General features: G+C 68.3%; 22 protein-coding genes. 10 read left to right on the forward strand and 12 right to left on the reverse strand.

The annotated features are described in order from the left end of the window. Positions 1 to 46: 46 nt before the first annotated feature. On the forward strand, positions 47 to 688 hold the full coding sequence (locus tag AC3WOE_RS00355) for a PEP-CTERM sorting domain-containing protein (RefSeq protein WP_492687511.1): 642 nt from the start codon (positions 47 to 49) through the stop codon (positions 686 to 688). 88 nt (positions 689 to 776) lie between these two features. On the opposite strand, the gene AC3WOE_RS00360 is transcribed toward AC3WOE_RS00355, so the two are convergent. The 3 genes from AC3WOE_RS00360 to dinB form a co-directional block, all read right to left on the reverse strand. Further along, positions 777 to 1,172 carry a CAP domain-containing protein gene (locus AC3WOE_RS00360; RefSeq protein ID WP_492687512.1) on the reverse strand — a complete coding sequence of 132 codons (396 nt, stop codon included), beginning with the start codon at positions 1,170 to 1,172 and terminating at the stop codon, positions 777 to 779. Positions 1,173 to 1,483: 311 nt separating this feature from the next. After that, positions 1,484 to 3,805 (reverse strand): ATP-dependent DNA helicase, encoded by a 2,322-nt coding sequence (locus AC3WOE_RS00365; RefSeq protein ID WP_492687513.1) that lies wholly within the window; start codon positions 3,803 to 3,805, stop codon positions 1,484 to 1,486. After that, positions 3,802 to 5,010 carry a DNA polymerase IV gene (gene dinB, locus AC3WOE_RS00370; protein ID WP_492687514.1) on the reverse strand — a complete coding sequence of 403 codons (1,209 nt, stop codon included), beginning with the start codon at positions 5,008 to 5,010 and terminating at the stop codon, positions 3,802 to 3,804. The genes AC3WOE_RS00365 and dinB overlap by 4 nt, the downstream gene beginning before the upstream one ends. Before the next feature lie 160 nt (positions 5,011 to 5,170). On the opposite strand from dinB, the gene AC3WOE_RS00375 reads away from it, so the two are divergent. Continuing rightward, positions 5,171 to 6,562, forward strand: a complete 1,392-nt coding sequence (locus AC3WOE_RS00375; RefSeq protein ID WP_492687515.1) for a patatin-like phospholipase family protein — start codon at positions 5,171 to 5,173, stop codon at positions 6,560 to 6,562. Between the two features lie 3 nt (positions 6,563 to 6,565). Here AC3WOE_RS00375 and AC3WOE_RS00380 read toward each other — a convergent pair whose 3' ends face one another. Then, the gene (locus tag AC3WOE_RS00380) at positions 6,566 to 7,546 is read right to left on the reverse strand and encodes an aldo/keto reductase (RefSeq protein WP_492687516.1); all 981 of its coding nucleotides are present in this window, start codon (positions 7,544 to 7,546) and stop codon (positions 6,566 to 6,568) included. Positions 7,547 to 7,702: 156 nt separating this feature from the next. Here AC3WOE_RS00380 and AC3WOE_RS00385 point away from each other — a divergent pair, with 156 nt between their 5' ends. Next, positions 7,703 to 8,134, forward strand: a complete 432-nt coding sequence (locus AC3WOE_RS00385; RefSeq protein WP_492687517.1) for a YidB family protein — start codon at positions 7,703 to 7,705, stop codon at positions 8,132 to 8,134. Here AC3WOE_RS00385 and AC3WOE_RS00390 read toward each other — a convergent pair. The 4 genes from AC3WOE_RS00390 to AC3WOE_RS00405 all read right to left on the reverse strand — a co-directional run bounded on the left by AC3WOE_RS00390 (position 8,131) and on the right by AC3WOE_RS00405 (position 11,410). Beyond that, positions 8,131 to 8,433, reverse strand: a complete 303-nt coding sequence (locus AC3WOE_RS00390; RefSeq protein WP_492687518.1) for a high-potential iron-sulfur protein — start codon at positions 8,431 to 8,433, stop codon at positions 8,131 to 8,133. The two genes, AC3WOE_RS00385 and AC3WOE_RS00390, sit on opposite strands and share 4 nt — an antisense overlap. A 17-nt stretch (positions 8,434 to 8,450) precedes the next feature. Beyond that, positions 8,451 to 10,121, reverse strand: coding sequence for a PhoH family protein (locus AC3WOE_RS00395; RefSeq protein ID WP_492687519.1), 1,671 nt, complete (start codon positions 10,119 to 10,121; stop codon positions 8,451 to 8,453). Between the two features lie 175 nt (positions 10,122 to 10,296). After that, positions 10,297 to 10,776 (reverse strand): peroxiredoxin, encoded by a 480-nt coding sequence (locus tag AC3WOE_RS00400; protein WP_088483312.1) that lies wholly within the window; start codon positions 10,774 to 10,776, stop codon positions 10,297 to 10,299. A 145-nt stretch (positions 10,777 to 10,921) separates the two neighbouring features. Continuing rightward, entirely contained in the window at positions 10,922 to 11,410 is a 489-nt protein-coding gene (locus tag AC3WOE_RS00405) for an Mth938-like domain-containing protein (protein ID WP_492687520.1), read from the reverse strand. A 20-nt stretch (positions 11,411 to 11,430) separates the two neighbouring features. Between AC3WOE_RS00405 and AC3WOE_RS00410 the strand changes: the two genes are divergently transcribed. The 7 genes from AC3WOE_RS00410 (at position 11,431) to speD (ending at position 17,674) form a co-directional block, all read left to right on the forward strand. Next, entirely contained in the window at positions 11,431 to 12,657 is a 1,227-nt protein-coding gene (locus AC3WOE_RS00410; protein WP_492687521.1) for a pyridoxal phosphate-dependent aminotransferase, read from the forward strand. A gap of 74 nt (positions 12,658 to 12,731) precedes the next feature. Further along, complete coding sequence (locus AC3WOE_RS00415; protein WP_492687522.1) at positions 12,732 to 14,051, forward strand: homoserine dehydrogenase; 1,320 nt, start codon at positions 12,732 to 12,734, stop codon at positions 14,049 to 14,051. A 13-nt stretch (positions 14,052 to 14,064) separates the two neighbouring features. After that, positions 14,065 to 15,456 carry a threonine synthase gene (gene thrC / locus AC3WOE_RS00420; protein ID WP_492687523.1) on the forward strand — a complete coding sequence of 464 codons (1,392 nt, stop codon included), beginning with the start codon at positions 14,065 to 14,067 and terminating at the stop codon, positions 15,454 to 15,456. After that, positions 15,449 to 16,663, forward strand: coding sequence for a molybdopterin molybdotransferase MoeA (locus AC3WOE_RS00425; protein WP_492687524.1), 1,215 nt, complete (start codon positions 15,449 to 15,451; stop codon positions 16,661 to 16,663). The genes thrC and AC3WOE_RS00425 overlap by 8 nt, the downstream gene beginning before the upstream one ends. Beyond that, complete coding sequence (gene moaD, locus AC3WOE_RS00430; RefSeq protein WP_492687525.1) at positions 16,660 to 16,917, forward strand: molybdopterin converting factor subunit 1; 258 nt, start codon at positions 16,660 to 16,662, stop codon at positions 16,915 to 16,917. Before AC3WOE_RS00425 ends, moaD begins: the two co-directional genes overlap by 4 nt. A gap of 15 nt (positions 16,918 to 16,932) precedes the next feature. Further along, the gene (locus tag AC3WOE_RS00435; protein WP_492687526.1) at positions 16,933 to 17,307 is read left to right on the forward strand and encodes a hypothetical protein; all 375 of its coding nucleotides are present in this window, start codon (positions 16,933 to 16,935) and stop codon (positions 17,305 to 17,307) included. 1 nt (position 17,308) lies between these two features. Next, positions 17,309 to 17,674: an adenosylmethionine decarboxylase gene (speD, locus tag AC3WOE_RS00440; RefSeq protein ID WP_492687527.1), complete on the forward strand. Its 366-nt coding sequence runs from the start codon at positions 17,309 to 17,311 to the stop codon at positions 17,672 to 17,674. Here the strand turns inward: speD and AC3WOE_RS00445 are convergent. The 4 genes from AC3WOE_RS00445 to AC3WOE_RS00460 form a co-directional block, all read right to left on the reverse strand. Then, the gene (locus AC3WOE_RS00445) at positions 17,664 to 19,187 is read right to left on the reverse strand and encodes an FAD-dependent oxidoreductase (RefSeq protein WP_492687528.1); all 1,524 of its coding nucleotides are present in this window, start codon (positions 19,185 to 19,187) and stop codon (positions 17,664 to 17,666) included. The two genes, speD and AC3WOE_RS00445, sit on opposite strands and share 11 nt — an antisense overlap. 97 nt (positions 19,188 to 19,284) lie before the next feature. Continuing rightward, positions 19,285 to 19,542 (reverse strand): hypothetical protein, encoded by a 258-nt coding sequence (locus AC3WOE_RS00450; protein WP_492687529.1) that lies wholly within the window; start codon positions 19,540 to 19,542, stop codon positions 19,285 to 19,287. Between the two features lie 97 nt (positions 19,543 to 19,639). Next, positions 19,640 to 21,193, reverse strand: a complete 1,554-nt coding sequence (locus tag AC3WOE_RS00455; RefSeq protein ID WP_492687530.1) for a polyamine aminopropyltransferase — start codon at positions 21,191 to 21,193, stop codon at positions 19,640 to 19,642. Next, entirely contained in the window at positions 21,190 to 22,140 is a 951-nt protein-coding gene (locus AC3WOE_RS00460; protein ID WP_492687531.1) for a TolB family protein, read from the reverse strand. Before AC3WOE_RS00460 ends, AC3WOE_RS00455 begins: the two co-directional genes overlap by 4 nt. Between the last annotated feature and the right edge of the window lie 35 nt (positions 22,141 to 22,175).

Genomic DNA, 22,175 nt, shown 5'->3' on the forward strand with positions numbered 1-22,175 from the left:
AGGGTTGCTTATCGAAGGCATCGAAGTTCCCTTGAGGAGATCCGCCATGAAATTGGCTTCCATCGCAGCTGCAACCCTGGCCGCTTCCCTTAGCAGCGTCGCGAACGCCGGCATCGTCTTCACGTTCACCGAGTCCGGCGCCAATGTGGTGATGAACTCCTCCGGCACCATCGACACCGCTGGGCTTGTGCTTCAGAAGACCGTGTCCAGCTGGGGCGGTGCCGGTGTCGAAGAAAACGGCAAGCACGACATCATGGGCGGTACCACCGTCGGCAGTGTCAACATGTCCTTCGGCTTCCATACCGGTACCGATTTCGCGGAATGGGTCAGCGCTGACGGCCCTTGGTCGGCAAGCAACTTCAACACGACGGTCGACAGCGGCAAAAAGGCCTTTACCACCTATGTCATGGGTATCGGCGGCCAGCTCCCCGGCCTGGGCATCGCGCGCGAAGACCTGGACGGCACCTTCTGGTCGCCTGACCAGAACTGGACCTTCCACAACGCTTCGTTCGCCTCCCTGCAGATGCACGCCGGCAGCTATACCGTGACCGACGAGCAGACGGGCGAGTTCATCACTTTCCAGATCGGCGGCAGCAACCAAGTGCCCGAGCCGGACGCAGCGGCCCTGGTCGGCCTCGCCCTGGTGGGCGCCTACGCAGCCCGTCGCGCCAAGGCCAAGAAGGCCTGACCCTTCACCCGGTCACCAAGCCACGCAGGCGAGTCGCGATGACTCGGCCGCGTGGCTTTTTTCTTTTTGGCGTGACCGCTTCCAGCCATCAGCGCGGCTTGCCTAGGTCCTGCGTCCAGTAGCTGCGGTAGGTGGTGCCGGCGTTGCCGGACACGCAGGCCACGCCGATGTCGCGGAAGGCGGCGTTCATCAGATTGGCGCAGTGGCCGTCGCTCTTCATCCAGCCATCCACGACCTCGGTGACGGTGGCCTGGCCGGCGGCGATGTTTTCGCCCAGGCTGCTCCAGACATAGCCGGCGGCCGTCGCGCGCGTGCCCAAGGTGCTGCCGTCGCTGCCGGTGTGGTCGAAGAAGTTGTGCGTGACCATGTCGTCGCTGTGCGCCACGGCCGCCTGGGTGAGGGCGGCATTCCAGACCAGGTCGGACGCCGGCGGGAAGCTGCCTTGTGAACCACAGCTGGCGCCGGCGCGCCGACGGGCATTCACGGCCGCCAGCATGTCGGCCTGGAAGTTGGCCAGATTGCAGGTGATGCGGCTGCCGGCCGAGGGCGATGGTGCCGGGGTTGGCGCTGGAGCGGGCGCAGGGGTGGGAGCAGGCGCGGGAGCCGGGGCAGGAGGCGTTGTCGGCGCTGTGGGCGTCGTGGCGGGCGAGCCGGAGTCTGAGCCTGAGCCACCACAGCCGGCCAGAGAGACCAGGCCGGCGACAGCGAGAGGAGCAAGGAGGCGGGCGGGGAATGGACGCATAGGCCACCAGAGTCGCACGCCTTGACCCCGTGCCGGTTACCGGGTGTGTCGCGCTACAGCTGCCACCACGCCGGCAGCAGGGCCCGCACGTCGGGGCGGGCGTAGCGCTTGTCCAGCAGCCAGACCCAGCCGCGGTCATCCACCGAGCGCAACACGCGGCCGGCGGCCTGCACGACCTTCTGCATGCCGGGCACGAGGTCGGCATAGCCATGGTCGGCGCCGAACATCGCGTCCAGGCGCTCGCGCACGCGGTCCTGCAGCGGCGACACGGGCGGCAGGCCGAGGGTGGCGATGAAGGCGCCGATGAGGCGCGTGCCGGGCAGGTCCACACCCTCGGCGAAGGCGCCGCCCAGCACGGCGAAGCCGATGCCGCGGCCCTCCGGCACGAAGCGCTCCAGGAAGCCTCGGCGGCCGGCGTCGCCCATGGTGCGGGACTGGCTCCATTGCGGCACCTCCGCGTGGCGCCGGGCCAGACGCGCCGACGCCTTGTCGAGGTAGTCGAAGCTGCTGAAGAAGGCGAGGTAGTTGCCAGGGTGCTCGGCGAACTGCGTGGCCAGCAGGTCCACCAGGGAGTCCAGCGAGGCCTCGCGATGCTCGAAGCGCGTGGACAGGCGATGGGCCACACGCACCACCAGATGCTCGGGCGGGAAGGGGGCGGGCACGTCGATCCAGGCGGCGTCCTCGGGCAGGCCGAGCAGGTGGCGCTGGTAGTCGGGCGGGCCGAGCGTCGCCGAGAACAAGGTGACGCTGTGACAGCCCTCGAAGCGCTCCTTCAGGAAGAAGCCCGGCACGATGTTGCGGATGGACAGCAGCACGTCGCGGCCATCGTCGTCCTCGTCGTCTTGCAGCAGCGAGAGGTTGACCGGCGCGTCCAGCGGCGAAGCCTGCCGTGCGGTTGCGGCACTGCGCTGCAGGTCGCACAGCGAGTGGCTGTCGAAGCGGTCCAGCAGGCGCAGCAGGCCCAGCACCTCGAAATAGAACTGCAGCATCGGCCCGACGTCGAGGGGGTGGTTCTGCACATGCTCGCCCAGCACCATGCCCACGCGTTGCAGCGCTTCGTTGAGCGCATCGGGCACGCTGTCCAGCGCGGCGTAGTCGCTGGCCTGCTGGCGGCCCAGCGTGGCCATCTCCTTGGCGAGCCGGCGCAGCGGCGGCTGCAGCACCTTGGGCGCCTCGGCCACGGCCTCGCGCACGCGCGCCAGGCTCAGCCCGGTGCTGTACATGTCGCGGCTGCGATCGATGAGGTTGTGGGCCTCGTCCACCAGCAGGGCCAGCTTCCAGCCCTGGGACTGGGCCAGGCCGTAGAGCTGGCCATAGGGATCGAAGGCATGGTGGACGTCGCCGACGACGACGTCGGCCCAGCGCAGCAACTCCTGGCCGAGGTAGTAGGGGCAGACACCATGCTTGAGCGCAATGCGGCGCTGCGCGGCCGGGTCCAGCCAGGCGCCGGCCACGGCGTCGGCGCGGGCCGCGTCCAGGCGGTCGTAGAAGCCGCTGGCCAGCGGGCAGGCGGCGCCGTGGCAGGCCTTGTCGGGATGCTCGCAGGCCTGCTCCTTGGCGACCAGCGTCAGCACGCGCAGCGGCAGTTGCGGGCTGGCGTCGCGCACGGTCTGCAGCGCGTCCAGCGCGGTGATGCGCGCGGTGCCCTTGCAGGTCATGTAGCCGATCTTGTCCAGCTGTTGAGCCGGCATGGCGCGCAGCAGCGGGTACAGCGTGCCGAGGGTCTTGCCGATGCCGGTGGGCGCCTGGGCCAGCAGATGGCGGCCGTTTGCGGCGACCTTGTAGACGGCTTCGGCAAGCAGGCGCTGGCCGGGACGCAGTTCGCCCAAGGGGAAGGGCAGGCTGCTCAGCGCCGTGTCGCGCGCGGTGCGATGGGCGGCCTCCTGCGCGGCCCAGGCCTCGAACTGGCGGCAGCGGGCCTGGAAGGCGGCCTGCAGCGCTGCGGCCGCGACGGTCTGGCGCAGCACGGTCTCGTGCTGGGTGTCGGCATCCACGTAGACCAGGGCCAGCTCGATTTCGGTCAGCTCGCGGTCGGCGGCGATGAGGGCACCATAGGTTTCGAGCTGGGCCCAATGCAGGGCGCGGCGGTTCTCGGGTATGAGGTCGACGGGGCCACGGATGGTCTTGATCTCTTCCAGCCGGTTCACGTCGGCCTCGTAGCCGTCGGCCCGGCCGCGCACGCGCAGGTTGCCGAACCGGCCTTCCAGGGCCAGCTCGGCCTCGTAGCCGGGCGAGCGCCGCGCCAGCACGGCCATCTGGCCGGCCTGGCCCTCGAGCGCAGTGGCCGACGGCGTGAAGCGGCGGTCCAGGTCGCCGCGCTTGGCGGTGAACTCGCACAGGCTGCGCACCGAGACGCTGTAGCTCCAGTCGCTCAAAACAGAGTCAGGTTGTCGGGCGCCGGGGGGGCGGGAGCGCGGCTAGCCGCGGGTGCCGCCAGCACTTCGCTGGCGTGCACGAGGTTGCCGATGCGCACGCCCATCAGGCGCAGGCGCTTGTCGAACTTGACGCGTTTGAGGCACAGGCCCGCGGCGTGGCGGATGTCGGCGGCGCCGGTGATCGGGACTTTGAGCGTCTGGTCGCGCGTGACGGTGATGAAGCCTTCGAAGCGCAGCTTGATGCCCACCGTCTTGCCCGCATAGCGCTTGCGGGCGAGGTCCTTGGCCAGACTCTCGCAGAGCTCGTCCATGATCTGGCCGAGCAGGATCTTGTCGTTCACGGCGCTGAGGTCGCGCTCGAAGGTCGTCTCGCGGCTGATGGACACCGGCTCGCTGTGCGTGACGACGGCGCGGTTGTCCCGGCCGTGGGAGGCGGCGTGCAGCCAGGCGCCGTAGCTCTCGCCGAACTGCTCGATGAGCCAGCGCGGATCGGCGGCGGCGATGTCGCCCACGGTCTCGATGCCGAGCTTGATCAGCCTTTCGCTGGCCTTGGGGCCGATGCCATTGATCTTGCGCACGCCCAGCGGCCACACCTGCTTCGGAATGTCGTCCAGGGTCAGCACGCTGATGCCGTCGGGCTTGTCCAGCTCGCTGGCGATCTTGCTGAGCAGCTTGTTGGGCGTGACGCCGATGGAGCAGGTCAGGCCGGTGGCGCGTCCCACCGAGTTCTTGATCTCCCGCGCCACGGCCTTCACGCCGCCGAGCGGGTCGTGGCCGACGGCGTCGCGCACGCCGGGCACGTCGGTCAGGTCGATGTAGATCTCGTCGATGCCGCGGTCCTCGATGACGGGCGCAACCTCGGCGACGGCCGCCTTGAACAGGCGCGAGTACTTGCGGTAGCTGTCGAAGTCGGCCGGCAGCAGGATGGCATCGGGTGCCCGCAGGGCCGCCTTCATGAGGCCCATCGCGGAGAACACGCCGAGGTCGCGCGCCGCATAGGTGCTGGTGGTGACGACGCCGCGGCCGGTGTAGTCGCGCAGCCTGGCGTAGCGCCAGCTGCCGTCCTCCAGCTGCCGCGGCGCATCCGCCCGCCGGCCGCCGATGACTACCGGCAAGCCCCTGAGCTGCGGATAGCGCAGCAGCTCGACGGACGCGTAGAAGGCGTCCATGTCGAGGTGGGCGATCCAGCGGGGGGGCTGCTGCATGTCAGTGGTGCACGGCCGCCCGAAACCGCTGACGCGCCCCCTCGGGGGGCAGTTCGCGGACGCGGACGTGGGGGCAGTTCATTTGCCCGATTGTCACTGGGAATAAAGACAGGGGCTGGCAGCATCGGCAGAATGCGCCCGATCCCAGGAGAGAGAGTCGATGCGCGTCCTGCTGCTGCTTTGCACCTGTTTCATCGCGCTCTCGCTGGCCGCCTGCGCCAGCGCGCCGATCAATCCGCCGCGCAACAAGCCGGCGGCCGCGCAGAGCATGCAGCGCGCCCTCAAGCCGCTGGAGAACGACACCTTCGTGGCGTTGAGCTTCTCGGGCGGCGGCTTGCGGGCGGCGGCCTTTTCCTACGGCGTGCTGGAGGGGCTGCGCGAGCAGCCCTCCGTTGGCGGGCACACCCTTCTGGACGATGTCAGCTTCATCACCAGCGTGTCGGGCGGGTCGCTGACCTCGGCCTATTTCGGGCTGCACGGCGCCGAGGGCCTGCGCGATTTCCGCGACAAGGTGCTGCTGCGTGACGGCGAGCGTGGCCTGCGCTTCAGCCTGCTCAACCCCAACAATCTGCGGCGGCTGTTTGCCGGGGGACTGAACGACCGCAGCGACTTCAACGACTGGCTCGAGAACGATGTCTTCAAGGGCGCGACCTTTGCCGACATGTTCAAGCGCTCGAGTCCCGTGGTGTGGATCAGCGCCAGCAATGTGCAGTACCGGCTTGCCTTCCCCTTCCACGAGCGGGCCTTCGACGCGCTGTGCAGTGACCTGGCGAGTTATCCGGTCTCCGAGGCGGTGGCGGCTTCCATGGCGGTGCCGCTGTTCTTCGCGCCGGTGGTGGTGGAGCGCTTTCCCGAGGCCTGCAAGGTGCAGCTGCCGCCCGGCCTGAATGGGCGCCCCAACGAGCGCGACGACCAGTACCGCCTGCGCGTGGCGCTGGCGCGGTTGTTCCGCGACAACCTGGACCCCAAGGCCGGGCGCTATCTGAAGCTGGTCGATGGCGGGCTGACCGACAACCTCGGCCTGGTGGCCATCCTGCAGAGCCGGGTGCTGCTGAACACGCCCTATGGTCCCATCCCCGAGAACGATGCGGCGACGATGCGCCGCCTGCTCTTCATCGTCGTCGATGCCGGCCAGGGGCCGAGCGCCGATTGGGCTCGGGAGGTGGCCGGGCCATCCGGCATGGACATCGCCGCGGGCGCCGTCGACACGGCCATCGAGAGCACGATGCGCATGAGCTATGCGGCCTTCCTGCCCATGGTGCGCGACTGGGAGCGCGAGCTGGTGAACTACCGCTGCGGCCTCAGCGAGGAGCGCAAGTCCGCGCTGCGGGCGCTCAACCCCGGCTGGCATTGCGAGGACATCAAGTTCAGCGTCACGCAGATCAGCTTTGGCGATCTGCCCGAGGCCGAGGAGCAGGCGCTCAACGCCATCCCGACGCGGCTCACGTTGCCGGCCGAGCAGCTCGACCGGCTGATTGCCGCCGGCAAGCAGGTGGTGGCGCGGGACGGCGTGGTGAAGCGCTTCAGCGCCGCGGCCCAGCGCGGCGAATGAGCCTCACCAGAGGGTGTGGACAGAAGGCGCGATGCGGCGCTGGTAGAGATCGGCCAGGGCCTGCATCAGCGGCGCCGGCAGGGCGGCCAGGTCGGCGGCGCTGACGTTCTCGTCCACCTGGGCTGGCGTGCGGCCACCCGGAATGGCGGTGGTGACCGCCTCGTTCATCAGGATCCAGCGCAGGGCGAGGCGGGCCATGCTGATGCCTTCGGGCAGCAGCCGGCGCAATTCCTCGACGGCGGCCAGGCCCTGTTCGTAGTCGACGCCGGAGAAGGTCTCGCCCTTGTCGAAGGCCTCGCCCTGGCGGTTGAAGCCGCGGTGGTCGTCGGCGCCGAATCGGCTGTCGCGGGTGAACTTGCCGCTGAGCATGCCGCTGGACAGCGGCAGCCGCGCCAGCACGCCGACCCGGGCCGCGCGGGCGGCGGGCAGGAAGACTTCCGCGGGCCGCTGGCGGAACAGGTTGTAGATGATCTGCACCGACTGCACGTGCGGGAATTTCAGCGCCGCCATGGCCTCGTCGATGCGCTCGACGCTGACGCCGTAGTGGCGCAGCTTGCCCGCGCGTACCAGGTCGTCCAGCGCGCCGAAGACCTCGGGCATGGTGTAGACGGCGGTGGGCGGGCAGTGCAGTTGCAGCAGGTCGAGGGTGTCGGTCTCGAGGTTCTTGAGGCTGCGCTCGATGAAGGGCTTCAAGTCGCGGTAGCCCTCGGCCACATGCGGGTTCAGGCGCCGGCCGGCCTTGGTGGCGATGTGGAAGGCGTCGCCCGGGCGCTCGCGCTTCAGGCGGGCCAGCAGGCGCTCGCTGTGGCCGTCGCCGTAGACGTCGGCGGTGTCGAAGAAGTTCACGCCGCGGTCCAGGGCGCGGTGCAGGGCGGCCATGGCCGCCGTGTCATCGGTGTCGCCCCAGGTGCCGCCGATGGCCCAGGCACCGAAGCCGATGGCAGAGACATTCCAGCCGGTACGGCCGAGGGGACGGTAGTGCATGTTCGAGTCGGGGCAGGGGATGGGAGCGATGGATGATAGCGCTCCCATGCGCTCGCTGCGAACGGACAGCTTCGCGGCGTGGCCGAGGTCTAGACTGCGGCGCAGCGCAGGCCCTGCATGAGGGCTGTTGTGCGAGTCATTTCACCGGAGATTGCCATGGGACTTCTGGACAGCATGCTCGGCGCCGCCACTCAGGCTATGGGCAATTCGCAGCAGGCCGGTGGGCCGGACTGGGTGACGTTGATCTCGGGCCTGCTGGCCAATGGCAGCGCCCACGGCGGGCTCGCGGGCGTGCTGCAGCAGCTGCAGGCCGGCGGCCTGGGCGAGCAGGTGCAAAGCTGGATCTCGACGGGCGGCAATCAGCCCGTGTCAGGCTCGCAATTGAGCTCGGCCCTGGGGGGCGCCGGCGGCTTGCTGGGCCAACTGGCGCAGCAGGCCGGCGTCTCGCATGCGGAAGCGGGCGATCAGCTGAGCCAGCTGCTGCCCCAGATCATTGATCGCCTGACGCCCAATGGCCAAGTGCCGTCGCAGGGCGCCGGTGGCCTGGGCGACATCGCAGGAATGCTGGGCGGTCTGCTGGGTCGCTAGGCCTTCTTTTCCCAGGCGTTGCACCAGCCCTTGGCGAGCACGTCCTTGCCGTAGAACAGGCCGCAGCCGCCCGAGGGCTTGTTGCCGTCGGGCGCGTACAGCGAGCAGTTGGCGCAGGTCTGGCCGGGGGCGTATTTGGGCGACTTGGCCTTGTCGACCTTGCTGGCGTCGGCGCGGTAGTCCACCGCCTTGGCCTCGTCGTCGCTTTCCTGCAGCAGCGGCTGGGACTGGGCTTGGGCAAGCCCGGCGCCCAGCAGCGGCACCCACTGGATGAGTTGGCGGCGCGAGATCGAGGCCATGCGGTGGTTCTCCCGGTTCAGAGCACTTCGGAGGCGAAGTCGGCCAGGCGCGAACGCTCGCCGCGCGCCAGCGTGACGTGGCCGCTGTGGGCCCAGCCCTTGAAGCGGTCGACGGCAAAGGTCAGGCCCGAGCTGCCCTCGGTCAGGTAGGGCGTGTCGATCTGCGCCAGGTTGCCCAGGCAGACGATCTTGGTGCCGGGGCCGGCACGGGTGATCAAGGTCTTCATCTGCTTGGGCGTCAGGTTCTGGGCCTCGTCGATGATGACGAACTTGTTCAGGAAGGTGCGCCCGCGCATGAAGTTCAGGCTCTTGATCTTGATCTTGCTGCGCACCAGGTCGTTGGTGGCCGCGCGACCCCATTCGCCGGCGGACGAGCCGCCCTTGGCCAGCACTTCGAGGTTGTCGTCCAGGGCGCCCATCCAGGGCCCCATCTTTTCTTCCTCGGTGCCGGGCAGGAAGCCGATGTCCTCGCCGACGGGTACGGTGACGCGGGTGACGATGATCTCGCTGTAGCGGCGGTCATCGAAGACCTGGGCCAGGGCGGCGGCCAGCGTCATCAGCGTCTTGCCGGTGCCGGCCGTGCCGGTCAGCGTGATGAAGTCGCACTCCGGGTCCATCAGCAGATTCAGCGCGAAGTTCTGCTCGCGGTTGCGCGAGGTGACGCCCCAGACGGCATGCTTCTGGTTGCCGTAGTCCTTCAGCGTGCGCAGCACGGCCGTCTTGCCGGTGATCTCGGTGACCTTGGCGTACAGCGGCGTCTCGCCGGGGGCTTCCAGGTAGACCAGCTCGTTGATGAGCAACGTGGGCACCAGCGGCCCGCTGATGCGGTAGAAGGTCGTGTTGCCCTGCTGCCAGCTCTCCATGGTCTTGCCATGGCGGTCCCAGAAGTCCGAGGGCAGGGCCTGGACGCCGGTGTAGAGCAGGTCGGAGTCTTCCAGCGTCTTGTCGTTGCGGTAGTCCTCCGCCGGCAGGCCCAGGGCGCGGGCCTTGATGCGCATGTTGATGTCCTTGGACACCAGCACGACTTCGCGGCCCGGGTGCAGGCCCTTCAGCGCCTGGACGACGCCCAGGATCTGGTTGTCGGCCTTGCCCTGGGGCAGGCCCTGGGGCAGCGGCGTGTCGATCAGCTCGGTCTGGAAGAAGAGCTTGCCCTCGGCCTCGCGGTGGCCGGTGCCCGAGAGCGGCAGGCCCTTGGCCATCTCCGCGATGCTGCTGCTTTGCAGGGTGGCGGCGAGCTGGTCGAGTTCGCGGCTGACCTGGCGCACATTGCGGGCGACTTCCGTCATGCCCTTCTTGTGCCCATCGAGCTCCTCGAGGGTGATCATGGGCAGGAAGACGTCGTGCTCCTCGAAGCGGAACAGCGACATCGGGTCGTGCATCAGCACATTGGTGTCGAGCACGAAGAGCTTGGCGGCGCCTGCCGGCTTGCGCGTGCGTTTGGGCGCGGCGGATTTGGCCGGGGCTTTGCTTGCGCTTTTGGTGGGCAAGGCAGGGCGGGTGGCCGCAGGGCTGGAAGCGGGGGTGGGGAGGCGCAGCACTTCGGCTGTCGGGGCTGCGGCCGGTATCACCGGGGCAACAGCGGGCGCGACAGGCGGTGTCGCGCGGGGTTTGCTGGGGGTCAGAGTGGCCGAGTAAGCAGTGGCATCGAGGCGGCTGGCGCGTTGTGCAGGAGGCTTAGGCAGTGGCATGTACGGCGTGTCGACGGGAAGTGAACCCCACGCGATCCCCGCTCCAGAAAGCAAAAAGCCGCACAGGATGAGTGCGGCTTTGCAGTCTGAGACATGGATTCGACCCGGGGCATGTGCCGATTATGCACATCCGCCGAGGCAGTTTCGCCTCAGGGAAGAACCTGAACAGATGACGTCAGGCGGCTTCCTTCTTCAGACCCTTGACGGCCTTCAGCACCTCGTCGACGTGGCCGGCGACCTTGATGCCGCGCCATTCGCCCACCAGGATGCCCGTGGGGCTGATCAGGAAGGTCGAGCGCTCGATGCCCTTGACCTTCTTGCCGTACATGATCTTGTTCTTGACCACGCCGAACATGTGGCAGAGCTTTTCTTCGGTGTCGGCGATCAGCTCGAAGGGCAGTTCCAGCGCTTGCTTGAACTTCTCGTGCGACGCCATGTTGTCGCGCGAAACGCCCAGCACGACTGCGCCAGCTTTCACGAAGTCCTTGTGGCGATCACGGAATTGCATGGCCTCGGTGGTACAACCGGGCGTGTTGTCTTTCGGGTAGAAATACAGCACGACCGACTTGCCCAGAAAGGCATTGGCAGTGAACTTCACGCCGCCGGTGGCTTGAGCCTCAATTTCCGGCAGGGGTTTGTTGAGCGCAGGCGTCATTGGGGGTGCAGCAGAAGCGTTGTGCTCGCGGGGTCCCCGGTTCGTAGTTGCTCTGTGAAGCCTTTCACGGAAGCAATCTACGCGGGCGCCCGCAAGCAATAGCCCGTGATTATAAAGCCTTGCCCCGACCTCCCGGTCGGACAGGTCATGCCTCGATGAGCAATGCTGCCAGAACGTTGCGACCTTCACTGGCAAGCACGTTGTAAGTCCGGCAAGCGGCTGCGTTGTCCATCACCTCGAAACCGATGCGCGCCTCGACCAGTGCCCGCCACAGGGCAGGATTGGGAAAACGCAGCCTGGCGCCGCTGCCGAAGACGACCAGCTCCGGGTTCAGGGTCCGGATCGCTTCGAAATGCGCAGCTTGAAGTTCCTCGAAGCGCGAAGGCGCCCAGGCGACGACGTCACCCTTCCAGGGGACGAGGACGCTGGCCGTGTGCGGGCGGCCGTTGACCCAGACGCCCTGGGCGTCATGGCGGGAAATGCTGTTGCCGCCTTGCGGCTCGTCGAGCTGGAACTTCATCGGAAAACGGCGCTTGAAACGGGCGCGAGTGTCGCGCAGATCGGCAGGCCACGTGCCCGGGCCTTGCTTAAACTCCAAGATCCCCCTTTTTGCCCATTTCTTGCACTGCAGCACCGCTGCCTCCGGAGCCCCTTTTGAAGCCCATCGCCAAGTCCAGCAAGCTCGCCAGCGTCAGCTATGACATCCGCGGCCCCGTGCTGGACAAGGCGCGCCAGATGGAGGAAGAGGGCCAGAAGATCATCAAGCTGAACATCGGCAACACCGCCGTCTTCGGCCTGACGCCGCCGGACGAGATCGTTCAGGACATGATCCGCAACCTCGGCGACGCCGGCGGCTACACCGACAGCAAGGGCCTGTTCGCGCCGCGCAAGGCGGTGGTGCACTACACGCAGGAGAAGGGCGTCAAGGGCGTCTCGGTGGACGACGTCTACCTCGGCAATGGCGCCTCCGAGCTGATCCAGATGGCCATCAACGCCCTGGTCAACGACGGCGACGAGATCCTGATCCCGGCGCCCGACTTCCCGCTCTACACCGCCGTCGTCGGCCTCTCTGGCGGCCGCCCGGTGCATTACCGCTGCGACGAGGGCGCCGGCTGGCTGCCCGACCTGGCCGACATCGAGGCCAAGATCAGCCCGCGCACCCGCGGCATCATGGTCTGCAACCCCAACAACCCGACCGGCGCGCTGTACCCGACGGACCTGCTGCTGGGCATCATCGAGCTGGCCCGCAAGCACCAGCTCGTCGTCTTCGCCGACGAGATCTACGACAAGACGCTGTACGACGGCGTGACACACACCGCCATGGCCTCGCTGGCCGATGACGTGCTGTTCATCACCTTCAACGGCCTGTCCAAGAACTACCGCGCCTGCGGCTACCGCGCCGGCTGGATGGTGGTCAGCGGCGAGAAGCGCCACGCCCGCGACTACATCGAAGGCCTGAACATGCTGGCCTCGCTGCGGCTGTGCTCCAACACGCCGGGTCAATTGGCCATCCAGACCGCCCTGGGCGGCTACCAGAGCATCAAGGACCTCGTCGCCCCCACCGGGCGGCTCTGCCACCAGCGCGACCTGGCCTACGAGCTGCTGACCCAGATCCCCGGTGTCAGCGTCGTCAAACCCAAGGCGGCCCTCTACATGTTCCCGCGCCTGGACCCCAAGATGTACCCCATCGCCGACGACCAGCAGTTCGCCTACGAACTGCTGGCCGAGGAGAAGGTGCTCATCGTCCAGGGCACCGGTTTCAACTGGCCCGAGCATGACCACTTCCGCCTCGTCTTCCTGCCCAATGTGGACGACCTGCGCGAAGCCATCGGCCGCATCGAACGTTTCCTGGGTGGCTTCCGCCGCCGCCACTCGATCTGAAAACCTTGCGGGACAGACCGTCCGAGCGAAGCGAGTAGCTCTGTCCCCAACTGAAATTGACTGAGAGCCCCGCGATGAAAGCGATTCAAGTTGGCCTGATCGGCCTCGGCACCGTCGGTGCCGGCACTTTCCATGTGCTGCAGCGCAACCAGGCCGAGATTCGCGGCCGCGCCGGCCGGGGCATCGAGATTGCGATGGTCGCCGCCCGCAACCCCGAGCGCGCCAAGGCCTACCAGGCCGTCGTCGGCGACGGCGTACCCTGCGTCGGTGACGCCCAGCAGCTGGTCAACAACCCGGCCATCGACATCGTCGTCGAGCTGATCGGCGGCATCGAGCCGGCGCGCAGCCTGGTGTTGCAGGCCATTGCCAACGGCAAGCACGTGATCACCGCCAACAAGGCCCTGCTGGCCCTGCATGGCACCGAGATCTTCGAGGCCGCCCGCGAGAAGGGCGTCGTCGTCGCCTTCGAGGCTGCCGTGGCCGGTGGCATCCCCATCATCAAGGCGCTGCGCGAAGGCCTGACGGCCAACCGCATCGAATGGATCGCCGGCATCATCAACGGCACCACCAACTTCATCCTGTCGGAGATGCGCAGCAAGGGCCTGGACTTCGGCGTCGTGCTGAAGGAAGCCCAGCGCCTGGGCTATGCCGAGAGCGACCCCACCTTCGACATCGAAGGCGTGGACGCCGCCCACAAGCTGACGTTGATGAGCGCCATCGCCTTCGGCGTGCCGGTGCAGTTCGACAAGGCCCATGTGGAGGGCATCTCCAGCCTGCAGGCCACCGACATCAAGTACGCCGAGCAGCTCGGCTATCGCATCAAGCTGCTGGGCATCACGCGCCGCCGCGACAACGGCATCGAGCTGCGCGTGCACCCGACGCTGATCCCGTCGACCCGCCTGATCGCCAATGTCGAAGGCGCGATGAACGCCGTCGTCGTGCAGGCCGATGCCGTCGGCACGACGCTGTATTACGGCAAGGGGGCCGGCTCCGAACCCACCGCCTCGGCCGTCGTCGCCGACCTGGTGGACGTGACCCGCCTGCACACGGCCGACCCCGACCACCGCGTGCCCCACCTGGCCTTCCAGCCCGATGCGATGAGCGACACGCCCATCCTCGAGATGGCCGATGTGCACACCGCCTTCTATCTGCGCCTCGTGGTGGCCGACCAACCTGGCGTGCTGTCGCGCATCACCACCATCCTGGCCGAGCACGACATCTCCATCGATGCCGTGCTGCAGCGCGAATCCGCCGAAGGCGAGCGCCAGACCGACCTCATCATCCTGACCCACGACACCGTCGAGGGCCGCATGAACGAGGCCCTGGCCAAGATGCAGGGCCTGCCGACCGTGCTGGCCCCCATCGTGCGCATCCGCAAGGAAGAACTGGCCTGAGCCAGACACTGACATGAAGTACATCAGCACCCGCGGCGACCAGACCGAGCGCGGCTTCTCCGACATCCTGCTCGAAGGCCTGGCGCCCGATGGCGGTCTCTACCTGCCCAAGGCCTATCCCAAGGTCGACGCCGCCACGCTTTCGCGCTGGCGCGGCCTGGCCTATGCCGACCTGGCCTTCGAGATCCTGTCCCTCTACATCGACGACATCCCGGCCGACGACCTGCACGCCATCACGCGCAAGGTCTACACGGCCGAGGTCTTCGGCACCGAGGCCATCACGCCCCTGACCTGGCTGGGCGACCACATCGCGCTGCAAGGCCTGTCCAACGGCCCGACACTGGCCTTCAAGGACATGGCCATGCAGCTGCTCGGCGCGCTGTTCGAGTACGAACTCGGCCGCCGCGGCGAGACGCTGAACATCCTGGGCGCCACCTCGGGCGACACCGGCAGCGCCGCCGAATACGCGATGCGCGGCAAGAAGGGTGTCTCGGTCTTCATGCTCAGCCCCAACGGCCGCATGAGTCCCTTCCAGCAGGCGCAGATGTTCAGCCTGCAGGACGCCAACATCCACAACATCGCCGTCGAAGGCGTGTTCGACGACTGCCAGGACATCGTCAAGGCCGTGTCCAACGACCTCGCCTTCAAGCGCGAGCACCGCATCGGCACGGTCAACTCCATCAACTGGGCGCGGCTGCTGGCCCAGGTCGTCTACTACTTCGCCGGCTACTTCCAGGCCACCAAGACGAACTCCGAGAAGGTCAGCTTCACGGTGCCGAGCGGCAACTTCGGCAATGTCTGCGCCGGCCACGTGGCGCGCATGATGGGCCTGCCCATCGCCAAGCTCGTCGTCGCCACCAACGAGAACGACGTGCTCGACGAGTTCTTCCGCACCGGTGCCTACCGCCCGCGCGGCACGGCCGACACCCACGAGACGTCCAGCCCGTCCATGGACATCTCCAAGGCCAGCAACTTCGAGCGCTTCGTCTTCGACCTGCTGGGCCGTGACGGCGCGCGCGTGAAGCAGCATTTCGGCGCGACGCAGTTCGAGCTGGGCGGCGGCGAGCATGCCGACATCGCCGGCTTCGGCTTTCTGTCGGGCCGCAGCACGCATGCCGACCGCGTGGCGACGATTCGCCGCTGCCATGCCGAGCATGGCGTCGTCATCGACCCGCACACGGCCGACGGCCTCAAGGTGGCGCTGGAGAAGCGCGACCCCAACGTCACCATGCTGGTGCTGGAGACGGCCTTGCCGGCCAAGTTCGCGGCCACCATCGTCGAAGCCCTGGGCACCGAGCCGCCGCGGCCGGCGAACCTGGAAGGCATCGAGCAACTCCCCAAGCGTGTGAAGGTCATGCCGGCCGATGTGGGCCAGGTGAAGGCCTACATTCACGCCCATGTCTGAAGCACCGAAAGCCAAACCCGCACTGACCCCGCTGGACGACGCGCTGGCCGGCCTGCTGGCCGCGATCCAGCCGCTGGCCGAGCGTGAGACCCTGGCCACCAGCGCCGCCGTGGGCCGCGTGCTGGCCGCGGACCTGGTCTCGCCCGTGGATGTGCCGCCGGCCGACAACTCGGCCATGGACGGCTATGCGCTGCGTGCCGCTGACGCTGCTGCAGCCCTCCCCATCACGCAACGCATTCCTGCCGGCAGCGTGCCCGCGCCGTTGCCGCCCGGCGAAGCCGCGCGCATCTTCACCGGCGCCCAGGTGCCACCCGGCGCCGACACCGTCGTCATGCAGGAGTTCACCGCGCTGGTGGATGGCAAGGTCAGCGTGACCCAGCCCATCACCGCCGGCGCCAATGTGCGTCTGCGTGGCGAAGACGTGCGCGCCGGCAGCGTCGTGCTGCCCGCCGGCACGCGGCTGAATGCCGTCGCGGTCGGCCTCGCCGCCACGGCCGGCGCTGCGCAGCTGACGGTGACCCGCCGCCCGCGCGTGGCCCTGTTCTCGACCGGCGACGAGCTCGTCATGCCTGGCGAGCCGCTGCCACCGGGCGCCATCTACAACTCCAACCGCTTCACGCTGCGGGCCCTGGTCGAAGGCCTGGGCTGCGAGGTGATCGACCTGGGCATCGTGCCGGACCAGCTCGAGGCCACGCGGGCCGCGCTGCGCGAAGCAGCTGCCCGGGCCGACGTCATCGTGACCTCTGGCGGCGTCTCGGTCGGCGAGGAAGACCACCTGCGCCCCGCCGTCCAGGCCGAGGGGCATCTGGACCTCTGGGCCATCGCCATCAAGCCGGGCAAACCGTTCGCCTACGGCCGCGTCGGGCAGGCCCATTTCATCGGCCTGCCGGGCAACCCGGTGTCCAGCCTCGTCACCTTCCTGGTGCTGGTGCGGCCCTTCCTGCTGAAACTGCAGGGGGCGGCCCGCCTGGCGCCGCGGGGCTACCGCATCGCTGCCGGCTTCGACTGGCCCAAGCCCGACAAGCGCCGCGAGTTCCTGCGCGTGCGCCTGGACGAGGAGAACGGCTTGGCCATGTTCGGCAACCAGAGCAGTGGTGTGCTGACCTCGGCCTTCTGGGCCGACGGCCTGCTCGACAACCCGGCGGGCCAGGCCTTCGCCAAGGGCGATGCCGTGCGCTTCATCCCCTTCTCGGAGCTGCTGTCATGACGATCGCCGTCAAGCTGCGCTTCTTTGCTTCGCTGCGCGAAAAGCTGGGTGAGGGCGAGGTGCTCAGCCTGCCCGAAGGCAGCACCGTGGGCGCGGCACGCGAGTCGCTTCAGTCGCGCGGCGGGGTGCATGCCGAGGCGCTCGCCCGTGGTCGCGCGGTGCGCGCGGCGTTGAACCAGAAGATGTGCGCCGAGTCTGCCGTGTTGGCCGAGGGCGACGAACTCGCCTTCTTCCCCCCGGTCACCGGCGGTTGAGTTGCCGGCACGTCCGTGGACAGCGAACTCGCTCTCTTCTTTCTGGTGGAGTCCGTCATCCTCGGCGCGGGGATGATGGTCTTGCGCCCGTATCGGGCCGGACGAGCCTTCTTCACGACCTATGACTTGTTGTGCACGCTGGCGGTCGCCTTCGGGGTCGGGCAGATGGTGGCCGGCCACCAGGGCATGGCGCTTTGGGTGACAGGCGTCGCCACGGCCGTCCATGGCATCGCCGCTGGCTTTTTGCTGGACCTGTTGCCGCTTCGGGTCCACGCGCTTCGCACTTCTTTCCTTGTGCATGCCGGCAGCGGCCTGGCCTGCCTGGTCCTGGCCTTGGCGGGCGGCAAGATGGCCGAAAAGCTGGTCATCGTCGCCAGCGTGATTCGCTGATATGCAAGGCCTTCATCTCACCGCCGATCTGCGAGGCGTCGACCCGGCCTTGCCGATGATGCGCGGCGCCGAAGCGCTGGCCGCATGCTGTGGACATGCGGTCATCGAATCCGGGCTGACCGGTGTCGCCGAACTGATGCACCGCTTCGGTCCCGCCGACGGGCAGAGCGGCATCACCGGCGTCGTGCTGCTGGCCGAATCGCACCTGGCCATCCACACCTGGCCTGAACTGGGGGCGGTGACGCTGGACGTCTATGTCTGCAACTACGGCGGCGACAACAGCGACAAGGCCCGGGCGCTGCTCGACGCATTGATCCGCGTTTTCGCGCCGACCGAAGTCAACCGCCAGCAGTTGCTCAGAGGCTGAGCCTCGCGGAGGCTTCGACGCCGGCCGTGTAGGCCTCCTCGAAGACCGAATACCCCGCCAGATCGCTGTGGGCGAACACGACGCGACCGCGCTGCGCGTTCAGTGCCGCCAGTTCGGCCGAGCCGCGCAGGCCCGGCGTCGGGATGCTCATGGCATGGCCGAAGCGGCAGAGGTCGATGCGCTCCAGCTTGGCCGGCAGGTCGGGGTGGGTCTGGGCCAGTTCCTGCGTGACGACGCCGGCCCAGTGCTGCCAAGGCTGCTTGAGCAGATCGCCGCGCTGGGTTTCCGGCAGGGCGAGATAGGCCGTCAGCACGGGCGCACGGGGTGTCGGGTCCAGGTCCTGGTGGCGGGCGTCGACATAGCCCAGGGCCGTGCTGCCGTAGCGCACATTGTCCCAGGACGGCGGCGCGCCGGCGCGCTGCAGCAGCGGCTCGCGCAGCGCGAGATTGGCCGTCAGCCACGGCGCGTGGCGCTGCTTCAGCGATCTCAGCGCATCGGGCGGCGCGGCCAGCAGCCGGGCCGAGACGAATAGCGGCGTCGCCATCACGACGGCGCGGGCGGCCCAGCGCTCGGGTGCGTTGGCCGCCTCGTTCCAGGCCAGCAGCTCAACGCCCTCGCGTTGCTCGGTCACGCGCAGCACGGTGCGGCCCAGGTGGATGCGCTCGCGCAAGGGCGCGGCGATGTGGGCGCTGAGCCAGCCATTGCCTTCGGGCCAGGTCAGCACGGGTTCGCGTTCACCCGCCTCGTCGCCGGGCGCATGGAAGCCGTGGCGGCTGGCGAAGTAGTGGATGCCGGCCCAGGCCGAGACGGTGTCGGCACCGGCGCCAAAGTCGTCGCGGCAGCAGTAGTCGAGGTACCAGCGCAGGCGAGGGTCATCAAGCCCATCGTTGTCGAGCATGGCAGCGAAGGTCTGAGCATCCAATGCGTCGTGATAGACCGTCCATCGAGCACGGCGGCTTGGCATGGCAAAGCCCATGTTTCGCTGTGCATCGCCAACGAGATCACTGAAGCGGCGGTACTGTGCCAACGCAGCCGCATTGGAGGGCGGCGGCAGCAGGCCGTCACGCCATTCGCCGTCGATGAAGAGGCGCTCCTGCGGGCTGTGGCAGAGGTTTTTCTCCTCCCACACCGTGCGGCCCAGATGCTCGCGGGCCAGACCCAGCTCGTGCAGCAGCTCGTTGACCTCGCGCGCTTCGGCGCCGGGCACGGGCAGGTAGTGGGCGCCGAGAGGGCAGAGCGAGCCGGCCAGGCCGTGGCCGCGGCTGTTGCCGCCGGCCTGGTCTTCGAGGTCGAGCAGGGCGAAGTCGTCGATGCCGCGCTTGGCCAGCGCGCGGGCGGCGGCCAGTCCGGCAATGCCGCCACCGACGATGAGGACGCCGGTCTTCTTCGCGGGCCCGTCGGCGCGCGGCAGTTCGGCGCGCAGCCGGTGACCGCGCTCGGGATGGGTGCCGACCCAGCCGCCTTGCAGGGCGGGTACGTCCGGCGTGCAGCCGCCGGCCAACAGGCCGAGCAAGACCGCCCGGCGTGAAGGGCCGGGAGATGCGACTTGGAGAGGACAGGGGCGGGGCGGGCGCAAGGGCGGCAGGGTAGCAGCCTGCGCAGCCTGGCCGTCAGCTGGTGGGCAGCTTCTCGTCCTTGCCGTCGCTGTTCGAGCGCCATTCGCGCAACTCTTCGGCCAGCACCGGATGGTGGTCGGCCGCGGCGCGAAGCATCAGGGCCTCAACATTGCGTTCGGTCACGTATTCGTGGCCGACGCCGTGGACGAGGTTGTCGTAGACGCTGTCGAGGTCCCCGGTATCGGTGCCAGGCGGCGTCGTCGGCACGTGGACCTGGGCCAGGGCTTCGGGCTTCAAATGAGCAGTCTGCATGGGTGGCTCCTGCGCCGGCGCCAATTGACCGGCGGCACGATCTTCCGGCAAAAGCCGGGGCTTGTTAAGACTACGGCTGCCGTAGTGTTAACAAGCCCTAGTGAACCTGCCCCCACTCGGTTTCAAACTCTTGCACCAGCACCTGGTTGCTGAGCCGGTTTACTTCGGTGGGCACGCGGGCCATGTCGGGGGGGAAGTCCAGCAGGGCGGGCAGGCTGGTCGCGCTGAGGAAACGCAGGCCCGGCGGGAACTGGGTCGGCGACCGGTAGGGGCGGCGCGAGGCCAGGATGAAACCCCATTCGCCGAAGGACGGCACATGGGCGTGATAGGGCGTGGCGGTCAGGCCGACCGATTCCAGCGTCGTCGCCACCGTCCAGAAGCTGCGCCGCGCGATCAGCGGCGAGGTGGTCTGCACCACCGCATAGCCGGCGGCGCTGAGGTGCTGGTCGACGAGTTCGTAGAAGCTGGCCGTGTAGAGCTTGCCCAGCGCGAAGTTGGAGGGGTCGGGGAAGTCGATGACGATGACGTCGAAGACCTCATTGTGCTGCTCCAGCCAGCCAAAGGCGTCGGCGTTGACGATGCGCAGCTTCGGGCTGGACAGCGAATGGCCATTCAGCGCGGACAGCTTGGGGTTGGACGTGAACAGGCCCGTCATCTGCGGGTCCAGCTCCACCAGGGTGATCTGCTCGACGCTGGGGTACTTCAGGATTTCGCGCACGGCCATGCCGTCGCCGCCGCCCAGCACCAGCACATGCTTGGGCGCTCCTTGCGCCGCCATGGCCGGGTGGACCAGGGCCTCGTGGTACCGGTACTCGTCGCGCGAATGGAACTGCAGATTGCCGTTCAGGAACAGCCGTGTGCCGCCGCCGCCGTCGGTGACGACGATGCGCTGGTAGGCGCTGCTCTGCTTGAAGACGATGTGCTCGCCGTAGAAGCGCTCCTCGGACCAGCGCGTCAGCTGCTCGGCGCCGAGCAAGGCGATGAGCAGCAGCACGGCCGACAGCGCGCAGGCGACAGCCTGGCTGCGGCGCGCGCGCAGTTCGGCGCGGAAGATCCACAGCGCCCAGACCGCGACGGCGACGTTGAGCAGACCGAAGGCGATGCCGGTGCGCACCAGGCCCAACTGGGGCACCAGCACCAGCGGGAAGGCGAGGGCGACGAGCAGGGCGCCGAGGTAGTCGAAGGTCAGCACCTGCGAGACCAGGTCCTTGAGCCCGTAGCGCGCGCTGAAGTGGCGCTTCAGGATGCGCATGACCAGCGGGATCTCCAGCCCGACGAGGGCGCCCACCAGCAGCACCAGGGCGTAGAGCAGGGCGCGGAAGGCCGCGCCTTCGCCCGGCGGCAGCAGGCTGTGCACGGCGAAGAGGCCCGCCGGCATCAGGCCGCCGATGACGCCGACGAGAAGCTCCACCTGCAGGAAGACGCCGACCAGCTGGCGCTCGACGAAGCGCGACAGCCAGGAGCCCAGGCCCATGGCGAAGAGGTAGACGCCGATGACGGTGGAGAACTGCAGCACCGAGTCGCCGAGCAGATAGCTGGCGAGCGCGCCGGCCGCCAGCTCGTAGACCAGGCCGCAGGCGGCGATGACGAAGACGCTGGCGAGCAGCAGCAGCTCGGCCAGCGAGGCGCGCGAGGACGTCTGCTCGGTCACGGCTTGGCGGGGGCCAGCGTCACCGAGAAAGCCAGGCGCTTGCCGTCCGGGCTGGCGGCGATGTTGCGGATGGCGCCGCCCACCTCGGGCAGTTCGGCAAAGGGCATGAAGCCGCCACCGGCCTTGCCATCCCAGCGCAGCAGCAGGTGGCCGCGAGCCATCAGCAGCGAGCCATCGGGCAGGGCCGCGAAGTACTGGCTGCGATTGGGGTCCTTCAGGCCTTCGGGGCCGACGGGCGTGTCCACCAGCGGCTGGGCCTGCTTGTCACCGAGGCCCATCGCGGAGATGCGCCAGTAGTTCGGGTCGGTCTGGTCGACGAAGAGGGCGCGCCTGCCGTCGGCCGTGCGGCCCAGCGACCGGCCGGGCTTGGCGGTCAGTGCCGTCTGCTGGCCGGTGCTGCGGCTGATGAGCACGGCGCGGTGGCTGTTGCGCTCCGGCACGTCGTCGACGAGGAAGGCCACGATGAGGTCGGGTGTGACCCAGGCGTGATAGCCGATGCGCTTGGTCGGCACCACCGGCGCGACGGGCTTGCCATCCCAGCCGAACAGCCACAGCGAGGGCTCGTTCATCTCGATGCCATAGGCCGGGTCGGCGGTGATGACGCGGATGGCCGAGAAGCCGCTGCCGTCGGCCAGGGGCGTCGGTGAATAAAGGTTCTCCGTCGTCGCCGTGACGGCCGTGGTCGTGTCCTTGGCGATGTCGTAGCGGTAGATGTTGTTCGATCCGCTGCGGCCCGAGGTGTAGACGACGGCCGCGCCGTCGGCCGTGAAGGCGGGCTGGAAATTGCTGCCCTTGCCGGGCGTGATGTTGCGCGTGTCGCTGACCTTGCCGGCCTTGACGTCCATCTGGGTGATGAAGACGGCGACGTCGGGCGGCGCATCGGCGGCCGAGGCAGCGCCGGCGATGGCGAGGGACAGGGCGGCGGCGAGGCGGATGGGGAAGTTCATGGCTGGCCTGTGCGGTCGTTCAGCGGATCGCGAGT

Source organism: Roseateles sp. FW305-36, from assembly GCF_058787015.1.